The following is a 17,667-nucleotide window of genomic DNA, read 5'->3' on the forward strand; positions in this document are numbered from 1 at the left end:
AATAGTCAGTTTCGGTAAAACGCCTGATTTTCCCGCATCACAATGTCGATCGGCATGTATTGCTCCTTTTCGATGGACTTTGAAAAAATCAGAAGCTGATACAGCGTCATGATGCTCCGGTAGCCCTGGTCTTCGGGTTGGTGGCAGATCAGGAAATCGATCAGGCCGTTGTCGAGGTATTTGGCGTTTTCTTTGATCAGGTCGTAGCCGATCAGCAGCGGTTTTTGCGCCAGCTTTACTTTTTCCAGAAAACGGGCCACCAGAAACGACCGGGAGTTGGTCACGAACAGGACGTCGATGGCCGGATTGGCCTCAAACAGCGGCTGGAGGTTCCGGAAAACGGATTGCTCGTCGGTCTGGTGACTATCGACCCGCAGGATGGGATACGACTTGTGGTGTTCGGCAAAATACGCCCTGAACCCTTCTTCCGTCTCTTTGTAGGTGTAACTATCGATGGCCGTAGCAATGTTGACCACCAGCAACTGACTGTTTTCCCGAAGCGCGTACGTGCTTAATTTGCCGGCCAGATAACCGCTCTGAAAAAGCGGGGGGCCAATGTACGAAAGGTTTTTCTGGTCAGGAATGGTGGAGTCGATAAAGACGTACGGAATGCTTTTTGCATCGCAGGCCGCCGTAAACTCCCGGGCTTCGTTGATAAACATCGGTGCCAGCACAATGCCGTCGGCCGAAGATTCCAGAATGGCACTGGCCTGTTTGACGAACGATTGCTGGTCGCTGAGGTCAAAAAAGAACAAATCGACTTGCAGCCCGTACTGGTTGATTTCGGTATTGGCCCGCTGAATGCCCCGCAAAGGCGCATCCCAGAATTCGGTTTCTTCGGTGGCCGAAGGAATCAAAACCGCCAGCTTGATGATTTTGCCGGACGCCAGACGGCGGGCCAGCATGTTGGGCTGGTAGTTGAGTTCTTCGATGATTTTGTTGATTTTCTCGCGTGTTTTGTCCGAAACACCGGTTCGGTTGTGAATCACGCGGTCTACCGTAGCAATGGTGACGTTGGCCCGGCGGGCAATTTCCTTAACACCCTGAAGTTCTTTCTTTTTCATGTATTGGCTCTCCGAACAGGCAAAAAGTCGCAAACCGCCAGCGGGCCGGGATGCGTTTCTCTTTCCTTTCTCTCACTCTTTCACCGAAAGATACTTTTTTTGCTGTATGCCACAACCAATAGGATCATAAGTCAGGGGAAATAAGCGGTTTTTTCTGGCAAGCAGAAAGAGCATTCGCGTAGATGTTGTCGCCCGCATCCCGTGAGACAGGGGCGACAACGATCAAATTCATTGCGGTAAGCGGGAGGCACTGTCGGTGTCGACAAACAAAATCGCGTCTTCGTGCAGCCGCAGAATGGTAGAAGGGTATTGCTCGCTGACCGGCGAATGCAGCGTGTGGTAAATGGCCTGCGCCTTGTTGATCCCGGGAACCATGCAAAAAACGTGGGGGGCCTGCATCAGGGCTGGAACCGTCAGCGTCAGCGCGTGTGTTGGCACGTCTTCAAAAACCGTAAAGCAGTCATCATTCACCTGTTGCTGGCGGCAGGCCTGGTCCAGATCGACAACTTTGACCAAAACCGGGTCGTTGAAATCGGCGACGTGGGGGTCGTTGAACGCGATGTGGCAGTTTTCGCCAATGCCCATGCAAACCACATCGACGGCCTGCTGTTTCAGGAGATCGCTGTACCGCTGGCATTCGGCCGCCAGATCCGGGGCGTTGCCATTCAGGTAGTTGACGGTTTGGAAAGGCACCCGGTCGAAAATGCGTTCTTTCAGAAAGTTGCCAAACCGCTGCGGAGCCTCATCGGCCAACTGAACGTATTCGTCCATGTGAAAAGCATGAATCCGGCTCCAGTCGATGGCTTCCTCCTGGCACAAAGCCGCCAGAAATTCTTCCTGCGACGGGGCTGCGGCAAAAATCACGGAAACCGTAGCCTGTTCGGCCAGCAGGGTTCGCAGGCAGTTGCCCACGGCTTGTGCGGCATTGTTGCCCAATACATTACGGTTCTCGAACCGGCGAAAATCAAGTTGGTTGGTATTCGATTGACTAATCATTCGGATGGTGGTATTTTCTTCGTATAGGTTTTAAAAGACGGGGATGCTTTCACGCTGGTAGACAATCCGTCCTTCAACCATCGTCAGTTGCACAGAAATATCGGCATCAAAAAACACCAGATCCGCGTCTTTGCCCGGTGCCAGAATGCCTTTCCGGTCGGCGACGCCCATAATCCGGGCCGGGGTGCTGCTGATCATGCGGATGGTATCGAGCAGCGGAATGTCGGCCAGGTTGATCATCGTGCGCACCAGCCGGTCGGCCGTGGCGACGCTTCCCGCAAAGGCCTGACGATCCGGCATTTTGGCAACGCCGTCTTCTACAAGTACTTCGATGCCGTTGTGCAGGCTGCCCAGAATGCTGTTGCCCGGTGGCATTCCGGCGGCCCGCATGGCGTCCGTGATCAGGGTGGTTCGTTCGGCCCCTTTGATTTTGTAGGCCAGTTTGAGCAGCGGTGCCGGTAAATGCACGCCATCGGCAATGAGTTCCACGTCCATCTGATCGAGCAAATACGCACTTTCGATCACCCCGGCATACCGAAAACTGTTCCGTCGGGTAACGCCTGACATCGCGCTGTACAGGTGTGTGGCTAAGGAATAACCGTTTTCGACAGCCGCCAGCACTTCTTCATACACCGCGTCGGTGTGCGCCACAGCCGCCAGCACGCCCTTTGAACGCAGAAACTGCCCGAACTTGAGCGCCCCCTTCAGTTCGGGCGCGGCACTCCAGCGGGCGACGGACGACGAACGCGCCAGCACTTCCTGGTATTCATCCGGGTCGGGATCACGAATGTAGCGCGGGTCCTGAGCACCCCGCTGGCTCATGGCAAAATAGGGGCCTTCGAGGTGCATCCCCAGAAACCGGGCACCCGACGTGTTGCGGGCGTTCGCTTTTTCGTAAATTTCCAGCGTGTTGAACAACTCCTGGCGCGTACTGGTCAGGGTCGTCGGCACCATTGCGGTGGTGCCGTATTGGGCGTGGAGTTCGGCGATGCGCAGAAAGGCTTCCTCGCTGCCGTCCATAAAGTCGTGCCCGCCCCCGCCGTGGACGTGCAGGTCGATAAAACCGGGCGACACATATGCTCCCCCGGCGTCCAGTTCCAGCGCGTCGGGGACGTCGATGTCACGCTCGCTGACTTCCGTGATCGTTTTTCCCGTAATCAGGATCGTTCCGTGGGGAATGATCCGGTAGGGGGTCAGAATCCGGGCGTTGGTAACTTTAATCCGTTGTGGTGCGTTGCCAGTGTTGTTCATGAACAGGTGTTTTAGCCGCCCCCGAAATCCGCCACCGGCGAATGCGGTGACCGTAAAAGGCATAATAAGCCAAATATAAGTAGCAGGGAAACAGAACCCAATAGGCTTCCCGAAGTCCGTATTGATCAGCGAGATACCCGTAAACCAACGGCAGGATGGCGTTGCCGCTCAGGCCCATGATGAGCAACGCGGCTCCCACTTTCGTAAACCGCCCCAAACCATCGAGGGCAAGGGGCCAGATGCTGGCCCAGACCAGCGAGTTAGCCAACCCCAGCAACACGATAAACCAGATGGAAATGTCGGCCTGATGACCCAGAAAAACGACGCTGCTTTTCGCGAAAATAATCAGTAACGTGAACGCTAATCCCAGCAACGTACAGATTCTGAACACGTTGACCTGACTAATGCGTTTGGGGATTAGAATGATGCCCAGCAGATACCCGCAGATGGCGGCAAAGAGCGTATACGACGGAAACGTTTTGGCTTCCAGCAGCGAAATGCCCATCGAACTGGCATAACCAATGATGGTGTCGATGGAAATGACCTGCGTGCCGACGTGCAGAAAAATGGCGATGGCTCCCAGCACCAGGTGCGGAAACTGAAGCACCGACGTTTTCCCGGAATTAGCAGCCGCCACTTCGGTGGTTTCCTGTTCGGTATTGATTTCGGGCAAGGGCGAATAGCGAACCAGAATGCCCAGCCCGATCAGCACGAAGCCCATCACCGTATACGGAACAATGACGCGCCGAACCAGCTCGTCCAACGCCTGGGCTTTTTCGATGGGCGACATGCCTGGCAACTGGCTGAACAGGTCGGTATCGGTGGCCCGCAGAATCACGGCGGCAAACAGAATCGGGGCCAGAATACCGGCACCCTTGTTGCCGATTCCCATGATGCTGATGCGCTGGGCGGCCCGTTCTTTCGGTCCCAAAACCGTGATGTAGGGATTGGCCGCCGTTTGCAAAACCGCCAGCCCAACGCCGATCATGAACAGTCCCAGCAGAAAAATCTCGTAAGTTCGCGTCAGGGCGGCCGGGACGAAAATGAACGCGCCCACCGCCATGATCCAGAAACCGATCATCATGCCCTTCTTAAAACCGGTGGCTTTCAGCAGATACGACGACGGCACCGACATCACGAAATACGAAATGTAAAACGCGAAGGTGACCAGATACGACTGGAAATTAGTCAGTTCGCAGGCAATCTTGAAATACGGAATCAGGATGGCGTTGACCCAGGTCACAAACCCGAAAACAAAAAAAAGCAACCCGATCAGGGCGATGGAAATCCGCGTATCCCGCTGGCTCAGCGATCCTACGTCAACCGTCTTGGTTTGGTTTTTCATGCGATTGTGGTCTAAACGGTGGGTTCCCAGCCCCGCTGGTAGTCGCGTTTCCAGTACTGCTGCGCCTGGCGGTTGTTTTTGATGTGGCCGTTGGTCGGGTCAATTTCCAGCGTCCCGCCCGACCGCAGGGCAATGTTGCCCAACTGACAAAGCAGCGTACTCTGGTGACCACTCAGAATGTCAGCGTTCAGGGCCGTTCCTTTTTTGATACCGTCGAAGAAATTCTGGATGTGAATCGCATCCAGCACCTGCGAGGGGTTCATGCGGTCGCGGGCGTTGATGACGACGTCGTTCTTGACCTCCTTCACCAGCTTGTTTTCCAGGTCGTAAATCCGGTAGGCATTGCCCCCGTCGATCTGCAACGAACCGGTATCGCCGTAGAAAATAACACCGACGCTGCTGCCTTCGATGGTGCGTCCGTTGCAACTCCGGCCTTCCCACGTCATGCCGGTATTGTTGGCAAATTCGAGGTTGATTACCTGCGTGTCTGGCGTTTCCCAGTCGTCTTTGTAGCGATAGCGTCCGCCCGACGAGGTCACCCGGTTGGGGTACTCCACGTTCAGTCCCCAGCGCATCAGGTCCAGCATGTGCGTGCCGTTGTTGAGGGCTTCGCCCGTTCCCCAGTGCCAGAACCAGTGCCAGTTGTAGTGCAACAGATTGTCTTTGAACGCCATGCGGGGCGCGGGTCCCTGCCACAGATCGTAGTTCAGCCACGACGGAACGGCGGTTTCTTTCCCGACGCCGATGGACGGGCGGTTGTTGGTATACCAGCCTTTGGCAAAATACGCCCGGCCGATCACGCCATCCCGAACCGCCCGGACTCCGGCGGCCACATTGGGCCACGACCGGCGCTGGTTGCCCATCTGGATTACGTTCTTGTATTTTTTGGCAGCCGCTACCAGAATTTCGCCTTCGTTCGGGTTATGGCTACACGGTTTTTCCAGGTACACGTGTTTCCCGGCTTTCGACGCCAGAATGGCGGCTGGCGCGTGCCAGTGATCCGGAGCGGCCACCACCAGCGCATCCAGGTCTTTGTCTTCCAGCGCTTTCCGGAAATCGGGGACGGCTTTGGGCTTGGATTTCTGAATGCCTTCCACGGTGGTGATGCACTTGTCGGCCGCGCGGGTGTCGACGTCCGAAACCGACCGGATTTCGCAGTTGGGTTGCAGGGCAAAATTGCTCGCCAGCGCCAGTCCGCGGCTGTTGACGCCCATCATGCCTACCTGAATGCGTTCGTTGGCCCCCAGAATCCGGGCGTAACTTTTGGGACTAAAACCGGGGAGCATACCGCCCAGCGATAAGGCCGCTGTTCCCGCCAGCGTCTGGCCCAGAAAGGACCTCCGCGACTGCGAACCGGCTGCGTCTTCTGTTTTTTGTTTCGATTGGGTCATCGTACTGACTGTTAAATTAAAAAAGGGTTGCCTGTGTTGATTTTAATGCTTGTTGGATTGTACCAGAAACCGCGTCAGGTCTGCCCGCATGGGCGTGGTGATCCGGTTGATTTCTGGCGGGGCTTGAAACTGCAAGTCACTGGTTTTCTGGTATATACCGTAGACGGTTTTGACCTGCTCCAGCGTCGACTGCACCGCCAGCGGGTCGGCATGACGGTTCAGGCTGGGCGCAATCACCAGCAACGGACGCGGAGCAATGCAGGCTATGATTTCGTCAAAATCGACCGGCACCTGTTGCGGGTTTTCGGCAAATAGACCCAGTCGGGGTAAAAAACCGTGTTGGTAAGCGTCATTTTTCAGGCTTTCATATTGCTTCGTACTCGTCCGCCAGGGCGAAAAAGCAGCCACCACGGCGACGCCCGCGATCCGTTGATCGAGCGCAGCCGCCATCAGGGCGACGCTACCGCCGATGGTTTCGCCCACTACATAAATCTGCTGGTTGTCAAGGCCTGCATAGGTTTCGAGCGCATCAACACACGCCCGAACATCGCTCACCATTTTGCCCATTTTGGACCAGGCCGGGAAACGCTCGTAAAAGTAGGTGCCTTCTTCCAGACGGTTTCCGAATCCCAGCAGGTCGATGGCCAAAACCGCAAAGCCCTGATCCAGAACTTCCTGAAACAGCACTTCGTTGCCCCGTCCGCCCTCGGGTTTGTAGCCAACGGCGTAGCCGGTATTGTAAGTGTAGGAATGCAGGTAGATGACAACGGGTCTCTTTTTGCCCGGATTCAATGGGCCATCCGGCTGGTACAGGGTGCCACTCAGGTGATCGCCCATGGCGGTATACGGCCCCAGGTAGGTGATGGTTGCCCGTTTGGGTTTGGGTCGGCCCGTGATGCCGTCGATCCAGTCGACGCGGTCGATGGTGGTGGGCACTACAGGATTGGGTTTCACTCCGGCGGGCTCATCGCCCAGCAACCAATTGAGACGCGCCCGGATGGCCTGCTTCCGGCGACCCAGCGCAAGGGTATCTTTGGCTTCGTTCAGGCGAAGGACGGGCCAGGAGGGAAGTACGGTTTTAGTGGTCCGAAGCCAGTTTGCATAAGAAAAGTCGCAATAACGGACGTTTTCCCAGCGGGCGGTTTTCCGTTTAAACTGGATGTCCAGAAAATCCAGGCACCGTTCCACATCCCGGGTCGTCACGGCATGTTCGCCCATGCGGGGAAGCAGGCCAATTTTGTCGGGCGATTTCAGAAAATCATAGACGGTTTTGGCCGACTGGTAACATTGCTCGTTCGCCCAGGGATTCAACTGCCGTTCCACCGTCGAGTAGGTCAGTAGCAAACTGCGCGGAGCAATCAGGGCCAGAAGCTGGTTCTGGTCGATAGGCAGCCGGTCTTCCCGCCCGAAGAAAAACCGCAGACGCGGGTGAAACCAGTGGGCCGCGTTGGCGCAAATGTCGTCGATGGTCTGGTTGCCGTATTGCGGGTCGCTGAACCGCCAGGGCGTGATGCCGCCCGTTCCACAACTGCTGGAAATGACGGCGGCAAACCGCTCGTCGAACGCAGCCGCCCACAACGCCTGCTTGCCATTGCGCGAATGGCCCGTAATGGCGATCTGGGCCGGATTGACTTCGTTTCGCGTAACCAGATAATCCACTACCCGCGAAGCGCCCCAGGCCCGGCGCATCAAACCGGTGAAATCATAGTCGGGATAAATTGCCTGATAGGCTTGCGTATCATCCTGTGTATCCGCCCCGGCATACACGCAACCGATGTAGCCGCGCTTGACGGCCAGTTGGGCCCAACCCCGGTGCGTCACGGGCGTCATGTAAACCGGTAAGGTTCCTTTTCCCGGTGGAATCATCAGTTCCAGCGTCATCCGGGCGCGGTTTTCGGGACCAAACGACAGTTCGATCCGTTGAATCCGGACGGCCCCCTCGTAACGGTCGGAAAGAATCCGGGGGGTGACGGAGGCTGGTGCCGGGGGAACGGTTCCGCTGATCCAGTGTTGAAATTCCCGTTTGATCCGGTTTCGTTCCTGCGACCAGTCGGCTGTGCTTTGGATGCGTTTGCCGGTCGTGCCCGACATCAGCGGGTCGGGCAGAAACGGCACCGATGGGAGTGTTGAAAAATCGGGGGGTAATTCGCCCGTTCGCCGTTGCCAATCCCGCCAGGTGCTGTCCTGAAGCGTCACCCGCCGACTGATCGGATGCCGGTGATCCTGCTGCACATTCAGCCGCAGGGATTCTTCCAGATACTGTTTCCGTCGGGCCAGATCAGCCTGCGCCCGGAGCGAGGTTACCAGCGAGCCGGTTAACAGAAAGGTCAAAATCAGGCGAAGCAAATACCGCATGGTTGAGAAAGGGTTTGACGAACGGGCTTTACCCAATTAAAACGTATAATGTGGATTTTGCTCCAGGGCCTTGTTCCGGTTCCAGGCATCGCGCGGGATCGGGAACCGAATGGGGACGGTGCTTAGCCACGGTTTTTTGTCAATTTCCAGGTCCTTGATGTTGGGGCGGTTGGCCTTGATGAAATCAATGAAGCGCCCGCGTCGGTTGAGGTCCGAGAACGCACCCGCCGGTTCCCAAATGAATTCCATCCGGCGTTCGTAGAAAATGGCATCCAGCACTTCCGCTTTGTTCAGCGTAGCCGGTTTGGCCGCCAGACCGGCCCGCACCCGGATGCGGTTGATCTGCTGCATGGCGTCCTGCGAGCGACCCACTTCGTTGAGGGCTTCGGCGTAATTGAGCAGGGCTTCGGCAAATCGCAGGATGGGCGGGTTGATGCCTCCGTTGTTCAAAACCGGGCCTTCCCAGTATTTGGTGACGATGTAGCCCGTTCGGGACCAGCCCGCCGGTACGTCTTTCGGCATCACAAACGCGGGCATGTCCTGGTGCGCTTCGCCCGGTCCGATGATGACGCTCCAGTAGCGTTTGTCTTTGATTTTGCCACTGGCTTCTTTTTCAAAGGCATTCACCCATTGCGGTTGCGGAACGAAGTTACTCCAGGCGGCACTTCCGCTGTATTGCGACGGTGATCCGCGCGGGGCCGTCCGCTTCACGAGGTTGTTGCCTTCCGCATCCGGGGAAACCCGAAACTGGGTCGAGAACAGAATCTCCTTGTTGTTTTCGTTGCTTTCGCGAAATACATCCCGGAAGTTGGGAATCAGGTCGTAAGCGCCGGTCGCGATCAGGTCTTCGCTGTATTTGACGGCGTCGGCCCACTTTTGCTGCCACAGGCTGGCTTTCACCAGATAGCCCAGAGCGGCTCCTTTGGTGGCCCGGCCCACATCGGCGGTTCCGGTCCAGACCGTTGGCAGCACTTTGGCGGCTTCCTGCAAATCGGTTTCAATCTGTTTCCAGGTTTCGGCCGCCGTGGCCCGTGGAATGGCGAGGTTGGAGGAAGCATCCAGTTTTTCGGTAATCAGCGGTACCCCGCCGAAGTAATTGGCGAGCCGGTAATAGAACAACGCCCGCAGAAACCGCGCCTGACCCAGAATGAGGGCCTGATTGGCCGGGTTGATACTGCTCATTTTGGTCGCTCCGTCGATCACCAGGTTGGCCCGGCCAATGCCTTGATAAGCTGCCTGATAAACGTCCCGGATGATGGTGTTGCTCGACGGCAGGTTCAGCGAATGCAGTTCGATTCGGTTGGCACTGCCGTCCATCTCGTACATATCACCCGACATCGCCCATTCAATATCGGCGGCATCGCGGACGTTCGTAAACGTTTCCTCGCGTTGCAAAACCGCATAGGTACCGATCAGAGCCGCCTGGGCATCCGATTCGGTCAGGAAGAAATTGGCATCGGTCAAAACATCCTTGGGCGTCAGTGTCAGAAACGAATCACTGCACGCGGTGGCCGTCAGCAGAAAACCAGTAAGAGCCAGGTAGTTGATATACTTGCGCATGAGTTCGGTTGGATTAAAAGTTCAGATTGATACCCGCCATGAACGTCCGTGGTTGCGGATAAACGCCATCGTCGATCCCGGCCTGCAACGGATTCAGGCTGCCGATTTCAGGATCAAAACCCGAATATTTCGTGAACGTGAACAGGTTCTGGGCCGATACGTACACGCGCACACCCTGGAATGCCCGGGTTCTGGACAGCAGCGATGCCGGAATCCGGTAGCCCAGCGTGACGTTCCGAATCCGGAGGTAATCGCCATCTTCGACGTAAAAAGTCGAGCTGTTTCCGAAGTTTCCGTTGGCATCGGTATACTGCAACCGGGGTACATCGTTGCGGCCACTGCCGGGTGTCCAGCGGTTTAGCACATCCTTCACGCCGTTGATGACGCCCGATCCCCCAAAATACTTCAGCGGATAAACCGACCGGCGGTTGGCGTTGTAAATCTGGCTGCCGCCGATGCCCTGCACGATGATGTTCAGGTCAAATCCTTTGTACGACAGATCGGCATTGGCGCCATACATCAGCGTTGGCCACGGGCTTCCGATCCGCACCTGATCCTGATCCGTCAACTGGTTGTCGCCGTTGATATCCCGAAACCGGAAGTCACCCGCTTTGGCATTGGGTTGCAGCACTTTGTTGACCTCCTCATTGGTTTGATAAATGCCATCGACCTGATAGCCACGGTAATACCCGATTGGTTGCCCCACTTCGGTGTAGGTTGCCCGCATGTCGAAGTAGCTGGATACCGTAGCTCCCGTGATCGGCTGGCCGACGCCCAGGCTTTTGACTTCGTTTTTGAGCGTCGAAATGTTCGTGTTGACGTCATAGCGGAACTGGCCGACCTTGCCCCGGTAGCCGAGTAAAAACTCCCAGCCCCGGTTTTGAACCTTGCCGCCGTTGACGGAGGGCGCGTTCTGGAAACCGGCTTCCACCGAAACCGGCAGACTTACCAGCATGTCTTTGGTGTTTTTGACGTAGTAATCCGTCGTCAGATACAGCCGGTCGTTGAAGAACGACGCGTCGATCCCGAAGTTGGTTTGTTCGCTGATTTCCCACTTCAGGTTGGGGTTGCCGGGCCGCGACATGCTCGCTCCGATGACCAGTCCCTGGTTGGTACCCAGCACGTAGTTGTCGTTGACGGTTCCGATCTGAATCGTACTTAAGTAGCCGAAAGAGCCGATGGCGTCGTTGCCCAACTGCCCCCAGCTTCCGCGCAGTTTCAGCGAGTTAATGGCCGGAATGCCTTTCATGAAGGCTTCGTCCGACAGGTTCCAGCCCGCTGAAACCGACGGGAAATTGCCCCATTTGTGCTTCGGCCCGAAGTTGGATGAACCGTCGCGTCGCATGCTGACCGAGAGCAAATACCGCTCTTTGTACGAATAATTGACCCGGCCCAGATAAGACGCCAGCGAATAGAGCGACCCGGTGCCACTCGCCCGGCGCTGGGTGTCGTTGCTGCCGTTGATGACCTGTAATTGCTCATTCTGGAAATCCAGCGCCGTTACGGAAACCCAGTCCGAAACGTTTTTCTGGGCGGTTTGCCCCACGACGGCGCTGATGCGGTGTGCCCCCACATCCGTGGAATAGGAGAGCGTGTTTTCAACCAGCCAGTTGAGTCCCTGCGTAAACGTGTTGCCCAACCGGGCCTGCAGGTTGCGGTAATGGCCGCGTTCGGCTTTCGGTTCCCAGGTCGTCGACCGGTTGTTGCTGGCGTCGATGCCCACGCTGGTGCGCCATTTAAGTCCCTTAATGACCTCGTATTCACCGAACATGTTGCCGTAGATGCGCAGGTTGTAGAGGTAGTTTTCGATGGAATTGGCCCGGAGCAGCGGGTTATCGCCCTGGGTCGTGTAATAGGCAGAAGATCCGTTGACCACGGCGCTGGGGCCGAGGGTCGGGTAAAACTGTTGAGCGAGGTTGAAAATGCCGATCCGCAGATCCTGGTTCTGCTGTCCTTTGGCCTGCGAGTAGGTGAGGGCCATCGTTCCGCCAAATTTCAGTTTGTTCGTCACGATCAGGTCGGCGGTGGCGCGGGCGGTGTAGCGTTTGTACCAGGTTTCGATGAGCGTTCCCTGCTGATCCCGGTAACCGAGGGTCAGGGCGCCTTTCAGTTTCTGACTGCCGCCCGAAATGCTGAGATCCACGTTTTGCACCGGCGCGCTGCTGAAAACTTCGCCGATCCAGTCGGTTCCCTGACCGAAGGAAGCCGGGTTGGCCCATTCGGGGTTGGGCGCCATGCCAGAGTTGGTGTATAGTTCGTTGGCTAAGGTCGCAAATTCCTGTCCGTTCAAAAATTCGGGTTTTTTCCACAGTTGCTGAATCCCGGTATAGGCGTTCAGGCTCACTTTGGCCTGGCCTTCTTTTCCGCGTTTGGTCGTGATCAGAATAACGCCGTTGGCGGCCCGCGCTCCGTAAATGGCCGCAGCCGCAGCATCTTTCAGGATTTCAACGGATTCGATGTCGTTCGGGTTGATGATCGATAAACCGTCGACCTGATCCGAACTGCCGCTGATGCCCATATTACCACCACCGAGCGGAAAACCGTCGACCACATACAGCGGCTGGTTGCCGCCCGTTGTTCCGACACCCCGAATCCGAACGGACGCGCCACCGCCGGGCGCACCGCTGGTTTGGCTGATGAAAACGCCCGGAACGCGCCCTTGCAGCGACGAGGTAACGCTGTTCGTCGCTACTTTTTGCAATTCTTCTGCTTTGACGGACGAAACCGATCCGGTCAGTTCGCGCTTGAGCTGGGTTCCGTAACCCACCACCACCACTTCGTTAAGTGAAGAAGCTGCCTGTTGCAGCAGCACGTCGATGGTGGTCTGCCCTTCGATTTTCACTTCCTGCGTGGTGTAGCCGATGTAGGAAAATACCAGTACGTCGTTCGGTTTGGCATCGATGCTGTACTTGCCGTCACCGTCGGTCGAAACACCCCGGGTTGTGCCTTTGATGGCCACGTTGGCTCCCGGCAGCGGTGATTGAGCGAGGTTATCCCGGATAACGCCTTTAATCGGGGTAGTGGGTTGGGCCATTGCCGACCGGTTGGCCAGCAGAACCAGCAACCAGAGGCAGGTTACCTGCCAGACGAGCCGTCGCAGGCGTTGGAGAGCAGTTGTCATAGTGTAAAGGATTTGAGCATGAGAAAAACTTGAAATAAACCAATTCATGGAGGGGTTAATTGAGCAGAAAATGCGTTCCGGGTACGTACCCGGAACCGGAAATAAAAAAGGTTACTATGCTTTTTGCGCTTTTTTTAGCACGCTGGCGAGGTTCACGGCGACGCCACCCTGGCGTTTGCTTTCGTCGGCGGCTTCCATAAAGGCGAAAATTTCGATGGTTTCTTCGGGCTTAACGGGTGTTTCACCGGTTTCGAAAAAGTGGATGATGTCTTTCAGCAGCGGGTTGTAACCGGCGTAGGGCCCCAGCGTTACGTTGCCATTTTTGGTATATACCGTGCCGCCGTATTCGTGCTTGCCGGTGCGGGTGCCGCGGAAGGTTCCCACGCGTCCGTCGCTCCAGGTGCCGATCACGATGTCGGTGTCGGGCGTATGGACCCGCGTCACGCTCTGACAGCCCGTTCCCATGGCCGTAAACAGCGTTTCGACGCCGTGAATGCCGTACCAGAACAGATCAGGGTGTGTTTTTTCCAGAACCGCCGGGCTGTAGGTGTCGGCACCCACGACCAGGCTTTTGTCGATGCCGTCCATGCCCTTGATGTAGCGGAGCGACGATGCCGAGAAAACCGGGATGTTTTTCTTCTTCGCCAGGTCAAAAATGGCGATGGTGTCGGTGAGCGATGCGGCAATGGGTTTGTCGATGAAAACGCGTTTTCCGGCGGCAAAAACCTTGGCAACCTGTTCCCGGTGCAACCGGCCGTCGTTGGTTTCCAGCATTACGACGTCCACTTTACGCAGCAGATCATCGATCGAATCCGCGATTTCAACCCCAAGTTTTTTGACTTCCTCAATGTAGCCCGGAATTCGTTTGACACTGGTTTCGATGTCGTTGCTGCCTTTGGGGTAAGCCACCACCACCCGATACCCGGCCCAGTCGGGGTTGGGAGTTGGGTTATTGAGTTCTTTGGTGAAGGCAATGCTGTGGGAGGTGTCCAGCCCGATGATGCCCACTTTTTTCCCCTGGAGTGGCCGGGCGGATGCCGATCCGGCGGCTCCGAACGGCAGCAGGTAGGACCCCAAACCAGCGGATGCTGCCAGCATTGAGAATTTTCTACGATTGAGTGTATTTGCCATATAATATTTTACAAGGATATGGGTTTGTAAAAACGTGTACGTACCCGAAAGGTGGTATTCAAAATTTAATAAAACAAATAAATTTTGCTTTTATTGGTTAAATACCATTTATGGTATAAATAATTGTATTAAAATCAGGTTTTGAGAGGGGCCGTTCACCGAATTTCAAGTCATCCGGATTGTTATCAGGCGTATGAGAAAGTATGGAATCCGTTTCCGTGTGGGTACAGGCATTCATGAACCCGGGCGTTTATCCCGTAGGGATGGAACAGCGCAGCGTCGGTAGTAAATCAGATTCGTTCTATCCGCCCGCGTGCCGTGAGGTACGCGACAATTTGATTTGTAGCACCCGGAAGGTCGCGTACCTCACGGCACGCGGAGAGAACGGTTGGTCTTTGGGGCTACCGACGCTGCGCTGTTCAATCCCTACGGGATAAACGCCTGGGTCAACGAATGGAAATCCGCTAATTTTGGGTCAAAAGACCATTAACCGTATGTCAAAAAGGACTCGTTTGCTTAATGCGCGTGGCGCAGGCGGTGAAGCCGGATGTTGGTGAGGTGGGTCAGAACGAGGCCCAAAGAAGCTACATAGCCGAGGTATTCGAAGGTTTCGCTGACATCTTCCAGCACGATGGCCACGGCAAAAACACTGAGGAAAAACCACAGACAGGCTTTGATGGCGGGTGTGGTGAAATGCCGGGTGGCAAAATAAACCGCCACGATGTTGACACCAATGAAGACATAATCGAGACTGAGGTAGCCGACCCGAACCGTGTCGTTGGCCAGGAAAGACGACGATACGAGCAGAATCGGCGTGATCAGGCAGTGAATGATGCACAATACCGATCCGCTAATGCCGATGTAATCCGCCTTGCTGCCTAGCTCTCCTAATTTCATAGTCGTCCGTTTTCTCAGTAATCATTGCAAAATAAACAGATGGTTTTGTACCGATCAAGATTATTTGCAATAAAGTTGCATTTATTTTTGCAACCTTGTTGCGAATGAATACTTTTGCTGCCGGATTGCTGACCGACCGTCGGCTGAAACAAACGAAAGAACATTGAAGAATGAAGGCAAAACGAACACGTCAATGGGGATGGATGCTGTCACTGGCAGCGTCGATGGTGTTATTAGCGGGTTGTAATGACAAAGCCGATGAGCCCGAACCGGCCGATGAGAACGAGTTAATTACAACTGTCAACCTGAAATTTACGGAGTCAGGGACAACAACGACCCAGACGTTTACATACCGGGATACCGACGGCGATGGGGGACAGGCGGCCACGCAATTTGACAAAATCGTGCTGAAACCCAGCAAAACCTACGAACTGGCGGTGGAATTACTGGACGAGAGCAAAACGCCCACGGATGATATTTCAAAAGAAGTAGCCGAAGAAAGCGACGAGCATTTGTTTGTGTTTACGGTTTCGCCGGCGACCCTGGCAACCTACACCTACGGCGACAAGGACGCCAATAACCTGCCCATCGGTTTGAAAGGCACGTTTAAAACGAATGCCGCCGGGGTCGGAAAACTAAAAATACAGCTCCGTCACCAGCCCAATGCGAAGGATGGCACGCCAACACCGGGCAGCGACGATGTGAATCTGGACTTCGATCTGACGGTGCAGTGAAAATGACGATGGACCATTGACCATCGTCCGTCGTTTGTCAATGGTCCATCGTCAATGGTCAACTTTACTCAATACCGTATACCCTTTCAGTTTGCCATTCTTGTTATAGGTCTCGGTTTTGATATCAAACAGCACATCGGCTGCCCGGTAGCTGACGGAGCGGAACGAAACCCGGACGGGAATGCCCATCATCCGATTGACCAGATTAAGGTCGGAACCGATTTTATAAACCTCGAACGTTCCGGCGGGTGTTGTCAGGCTTTCTTTGCTTTCTACTTTCCGGTTGACAACCTTGATGGACATGTCCATCATTTTGGTGTCTTTGCTGTAGGTCTCGGCTTCCAGTTCACCGTCGGCCAGAGTGCTGCCCGCGCTCAATTGTTTGGGATAAACCAGTTTGTTGGTTTTGATCCGCACTTCCATGTCTTTCATTGCGTCGTTGGTGGCCAGCACCACACCCGACAGATCGGCGATGAGTTCATCCCCCGTACAGGTATACTTCACCGCCATTTCGGGGGCCGGTTTGTCTTTGTCGTCAAACGACTGCATGACGATGCTGATCAAGGTGGAACTGCCTTCACTTTTGACATCCTTGATGGTGTATATCATCCGGCCGGTTGGCTTGTCTTTGGCGCTGTAGGACTGCATTTCGTAGCTGGTTCCCGGTTTGAATTTGATTCCCAGGCATTCCTGAGCGTTAGAAAGAGTGGCGATTAAACTGAAGGCGAAAAAGAAGAGCAAAGTTTTCATAGAAAATAGGGTTCGTTACGAAACCGGTAAACTACGGAAAATTTGCCAGACCGGAACAAAGGATTGAGTGAACGGATGTTAGACCCAGGCCATGCTGACGACCCCAATGAGCATGATCAGTTTACAGTGCGAACTGAGGTAGGCGAAATCCCGCTTGGTGTCGGCCCGAACCAGCCGGTAGACGAGCCACGCAATGGGCACCAGCAGAATGACGAACATCCAGAACAATTGCTCGTTTTGCAGTGAATGGGCGATGGTAAACAGCGAAAGAATGAAGGCGGCAATGATACTGTACAGCAACTGCTTGGTTCGGCGAAGACCCCAGACGATCGGCAGCGTCCGGCAACCGAAGCGGGCGTCGCCTTTGACATCTTCCATGTCTTTGATAATTTCCCGAACCAGCGTGATGACGAAGGAGAAGAGCGCGTAAATGAGCAGCAAATCGACCTGTTGCCGGTAAAAAACCGCCAGCACAATCAGCGATAACGCGGTCAGCAGAGCCACGATAAAATTCCCGATAAACGGCTGGCGTTTAAAGTTTGACGAGTAAAACCACAGCAGTGTGACCGACAGGACGTTGACGACGAAAACCCATTTGCTGAGGTAAAAACCGATCACGACCCCCAGAAAATTCATCCCCTGGTGTAATCCCATCGCAATCTGCCGTTTCAAATACCGCCCGATGATGACCCGATCCGGTTTGTTGATCAGATCGATCTTGATGTCGAAATAATCGTTGATGATGTAACCCGCTGCGGCAATCAAAACCGTTGAGAGTGAAAGCAGAAAGAGCTTCGGCTCCAGGAGCAGACCGGTCCAGTCGTCGCGCGGGCCAATGAGGGTGATTCGGGCAAAATACTGCGTACCGACGATGATGAGCAGGTTTTGCACCCGGATCAACCGCAGGAACCCCAGGATGTATACGTAAAATGGCGGAGTACCCGCGCGGGGCGAATGGCTCCGGACTTTTGGGGTCATAACCGAAAGGGAAAATCAGTGAATCAAAGATACGGTTTCCGGGCCGAATCACCGGCTCCGCTAAAATCTTTCTCTGTCCAACCAAATTTGTGAA

General features: G+C 55.1%; 13 protein-coding genes. 1 reads left to right on the top strand and 12 read right to left on the bottom strand.

The features are described from left to right. Positions 1 to 5: 5 nt before the first annotated feature. From ACO064_RS19955 to ACO064_RS20000, 10 genes are all read right to left on the bottom strand, one after another. The gene (locus ACO064_RS19955) at positions 6 to 1,064 is read right to left on the bottom strand and encodes a substrate-binding domain-containing protein (RefSeq protein ID WP_421828984.1); all 1,059 of its coding nucleotides are present in this window, start codon (positions 1,062 to 1,064) and stop codon (positions 6 to 8) included. Between the two features lie 228 nt (positions 1,065 to 1,292). Beyond that, on the bottom strand, positions 1,293 to 2,060 hold the full coding sequence (locus ACO064_RS19960) for a glucosamine-6-phosphate deaminase (RefSeq protein WP_421828986.1): 768 nt from the start codon (positions 2,058 to 2,060) through the stop codon (positions 1,293 to 1,295). A 30-nt stretch (positions 2,061 to 2,090) separates the two neighbouring features. Further along, positions 2,091 to 3,311: an N-acetylglucosamine-6-phosphate deacetylase gene (gene nagA / locus ACO064_RS19965; protein WP_421828987.1), complete on the bottom strand. Its 1,221-nt coding sequence runs from the start codon at positions 3,309 to 3,311 to the stop codon at positions 2,091 to 2,093. Then, positions 3,277 to 4,656 (bottom strand): sugar MFS transporter, encoded by a 1,380-nt coding sequence (locus ACO064_RS19970; RefSeq protein WP_421828988.1) that lies wholly within the window; start codon positions 4,654 to 4,656, stop codon positions 3,277 to 3,279. The genes nagA and ACO064_RS19970 overlap by 35 nt, the downstream gene beginning before the upstream one ends. 11 nt (positions 4,657 to 4,667) lie before the next feature. Then, on the bottom strand, positions 4,668 to 6,047 hold the full coding sequence (locus ACO064_RS19975; RefSeq protein WP_421828989.1) for a Gfo/Idh/MocA family protein: 1,380 nt from the start codon (positions 6,045 to 6,047) through the stop codon (positions 4,668 to 4,670). Positions 6,048 to 6,089: 42 nt separating this feature from the next. After that, a complete protein-coding gene (locus ACO064_RS19980) occupies positions 6,090 to 8,402 on the bottom strand; it encodes an alpha/beta fold hydrolase (protein WP_421828990.1) in 2,313 nt (770 codons plus the stop codon). A gap of 36 nt (positions 8,403 to 8,438) precedes the next feature. Further along, a complete protein-coding gene (locus ACO064_RS19985; protein ID WP_421828991.1) occupies positions 8,439 to 9,962 on the bottom strand; it encodes a RagB/SusD family nutrient uptake outer membrane protein in 1,524 nt (507 codons plus the stop codon). 13 nt (positions 9,963 to 9,975) lie between these two features. Next, a complete protein-coding gene (locus tag ACO064_RS19990; protein ID WP_421828992.1) occupies positions 9,976 to 13,083 on the bottom strand; it encodes a SusC/RagA family TonB-linked outer membrane protein in 3,108 nt (1,035 codons plus the stop codon). A 114-nt stretch (positions 13,084 to 13,197) separates the two neighbouring features. Beyond that, positions 13,198 to 14,181, bottom strand: coding sequence for a Gfo/Idh/MocA family protein (locus ACO064_RS19995; RefSeq protein WP_421828994.1), 984 nt, complete (start codon positions 14,179 to 14,181; stop codon positions 13,198 to 13,200). A 549-nt stretch (positions 14,182 to 14,730) separates the two neighbouring features. Continuing rightward, positions 14,731 to 15,111 carry a MerC domain-containing protein gene (locus ACO064_RS20000; RefSeq protein WP_421828995.1) on the bottom strand — a complete coding sequence of 127 codons (381 nt, stop codon included), beginning with the start codon at positions 15,109 to 15,111 and terminating at the stop codon, positions 14,731 to 14,733. Positions 15,112 to 15,314: 203 nt separating this feature from the next. Between ACO064_RS20000 and ACO064_RS20005 the strand changes: the two genes are divergently transcribed. After that, positions 15,315 to 15,845: a hypothetical protein gene (locus ACO064_RS20005; protein ID WP_421828996.1), complete on the top strand. Its 531-nt coding sequence runs from the start codon at positions 15,315 to 15,317 to the stop codon at positions 15,843 to 15,845. A 51-nt stretch (positions 15,846 to 15,896) separates the two neighbouring features. Here the strand turns inward: ACO064_RS20005 and ACO064_RS20010 are convergent, their stop codons facing one another. Together ACO064_RS20010 and ACO064_RS20015 are read right to left on the bottom strand one after the other, a co-directional pair. Next, positions 15,897 to 16,595 (bottom strand): hypothetical protein, encoded by a 699-nt coding sequence (locus tag ACO064_RS20010; RefSeq protein ID WP_421828997.1) that lies wholly within the window; start codon positions 16,593 to 16,595, stop codon positions 15,897 to 15,899. Positions 16,596 to 16,673: 78 nt separating this feature from the next. Continuing rightward, positions 16,674 to 17,573: a geranylgeranylglycerol-phosphate geranylgeranyltransferase gene (locus ACO064_RS20015; RefSeq protein WP_421828998.1), complete on the bottom strand. Its 900-nt coding sequence runs from the start codon at positions 17,571 to 17,573 to the stop codon at positions 16,674 to 16,676. Positions 17,574 to 17,667 lie beyond the last annotated feature (94 nt).

Source organism: Larkinella sp. (assembly GCF_965227735.1).
In the GTDB taxonomy this organism is placed as follows: Bacteria; Bacteroidota; Bacteroidia; order Cytophagales; family Spirosomataceae; genus Larkinella.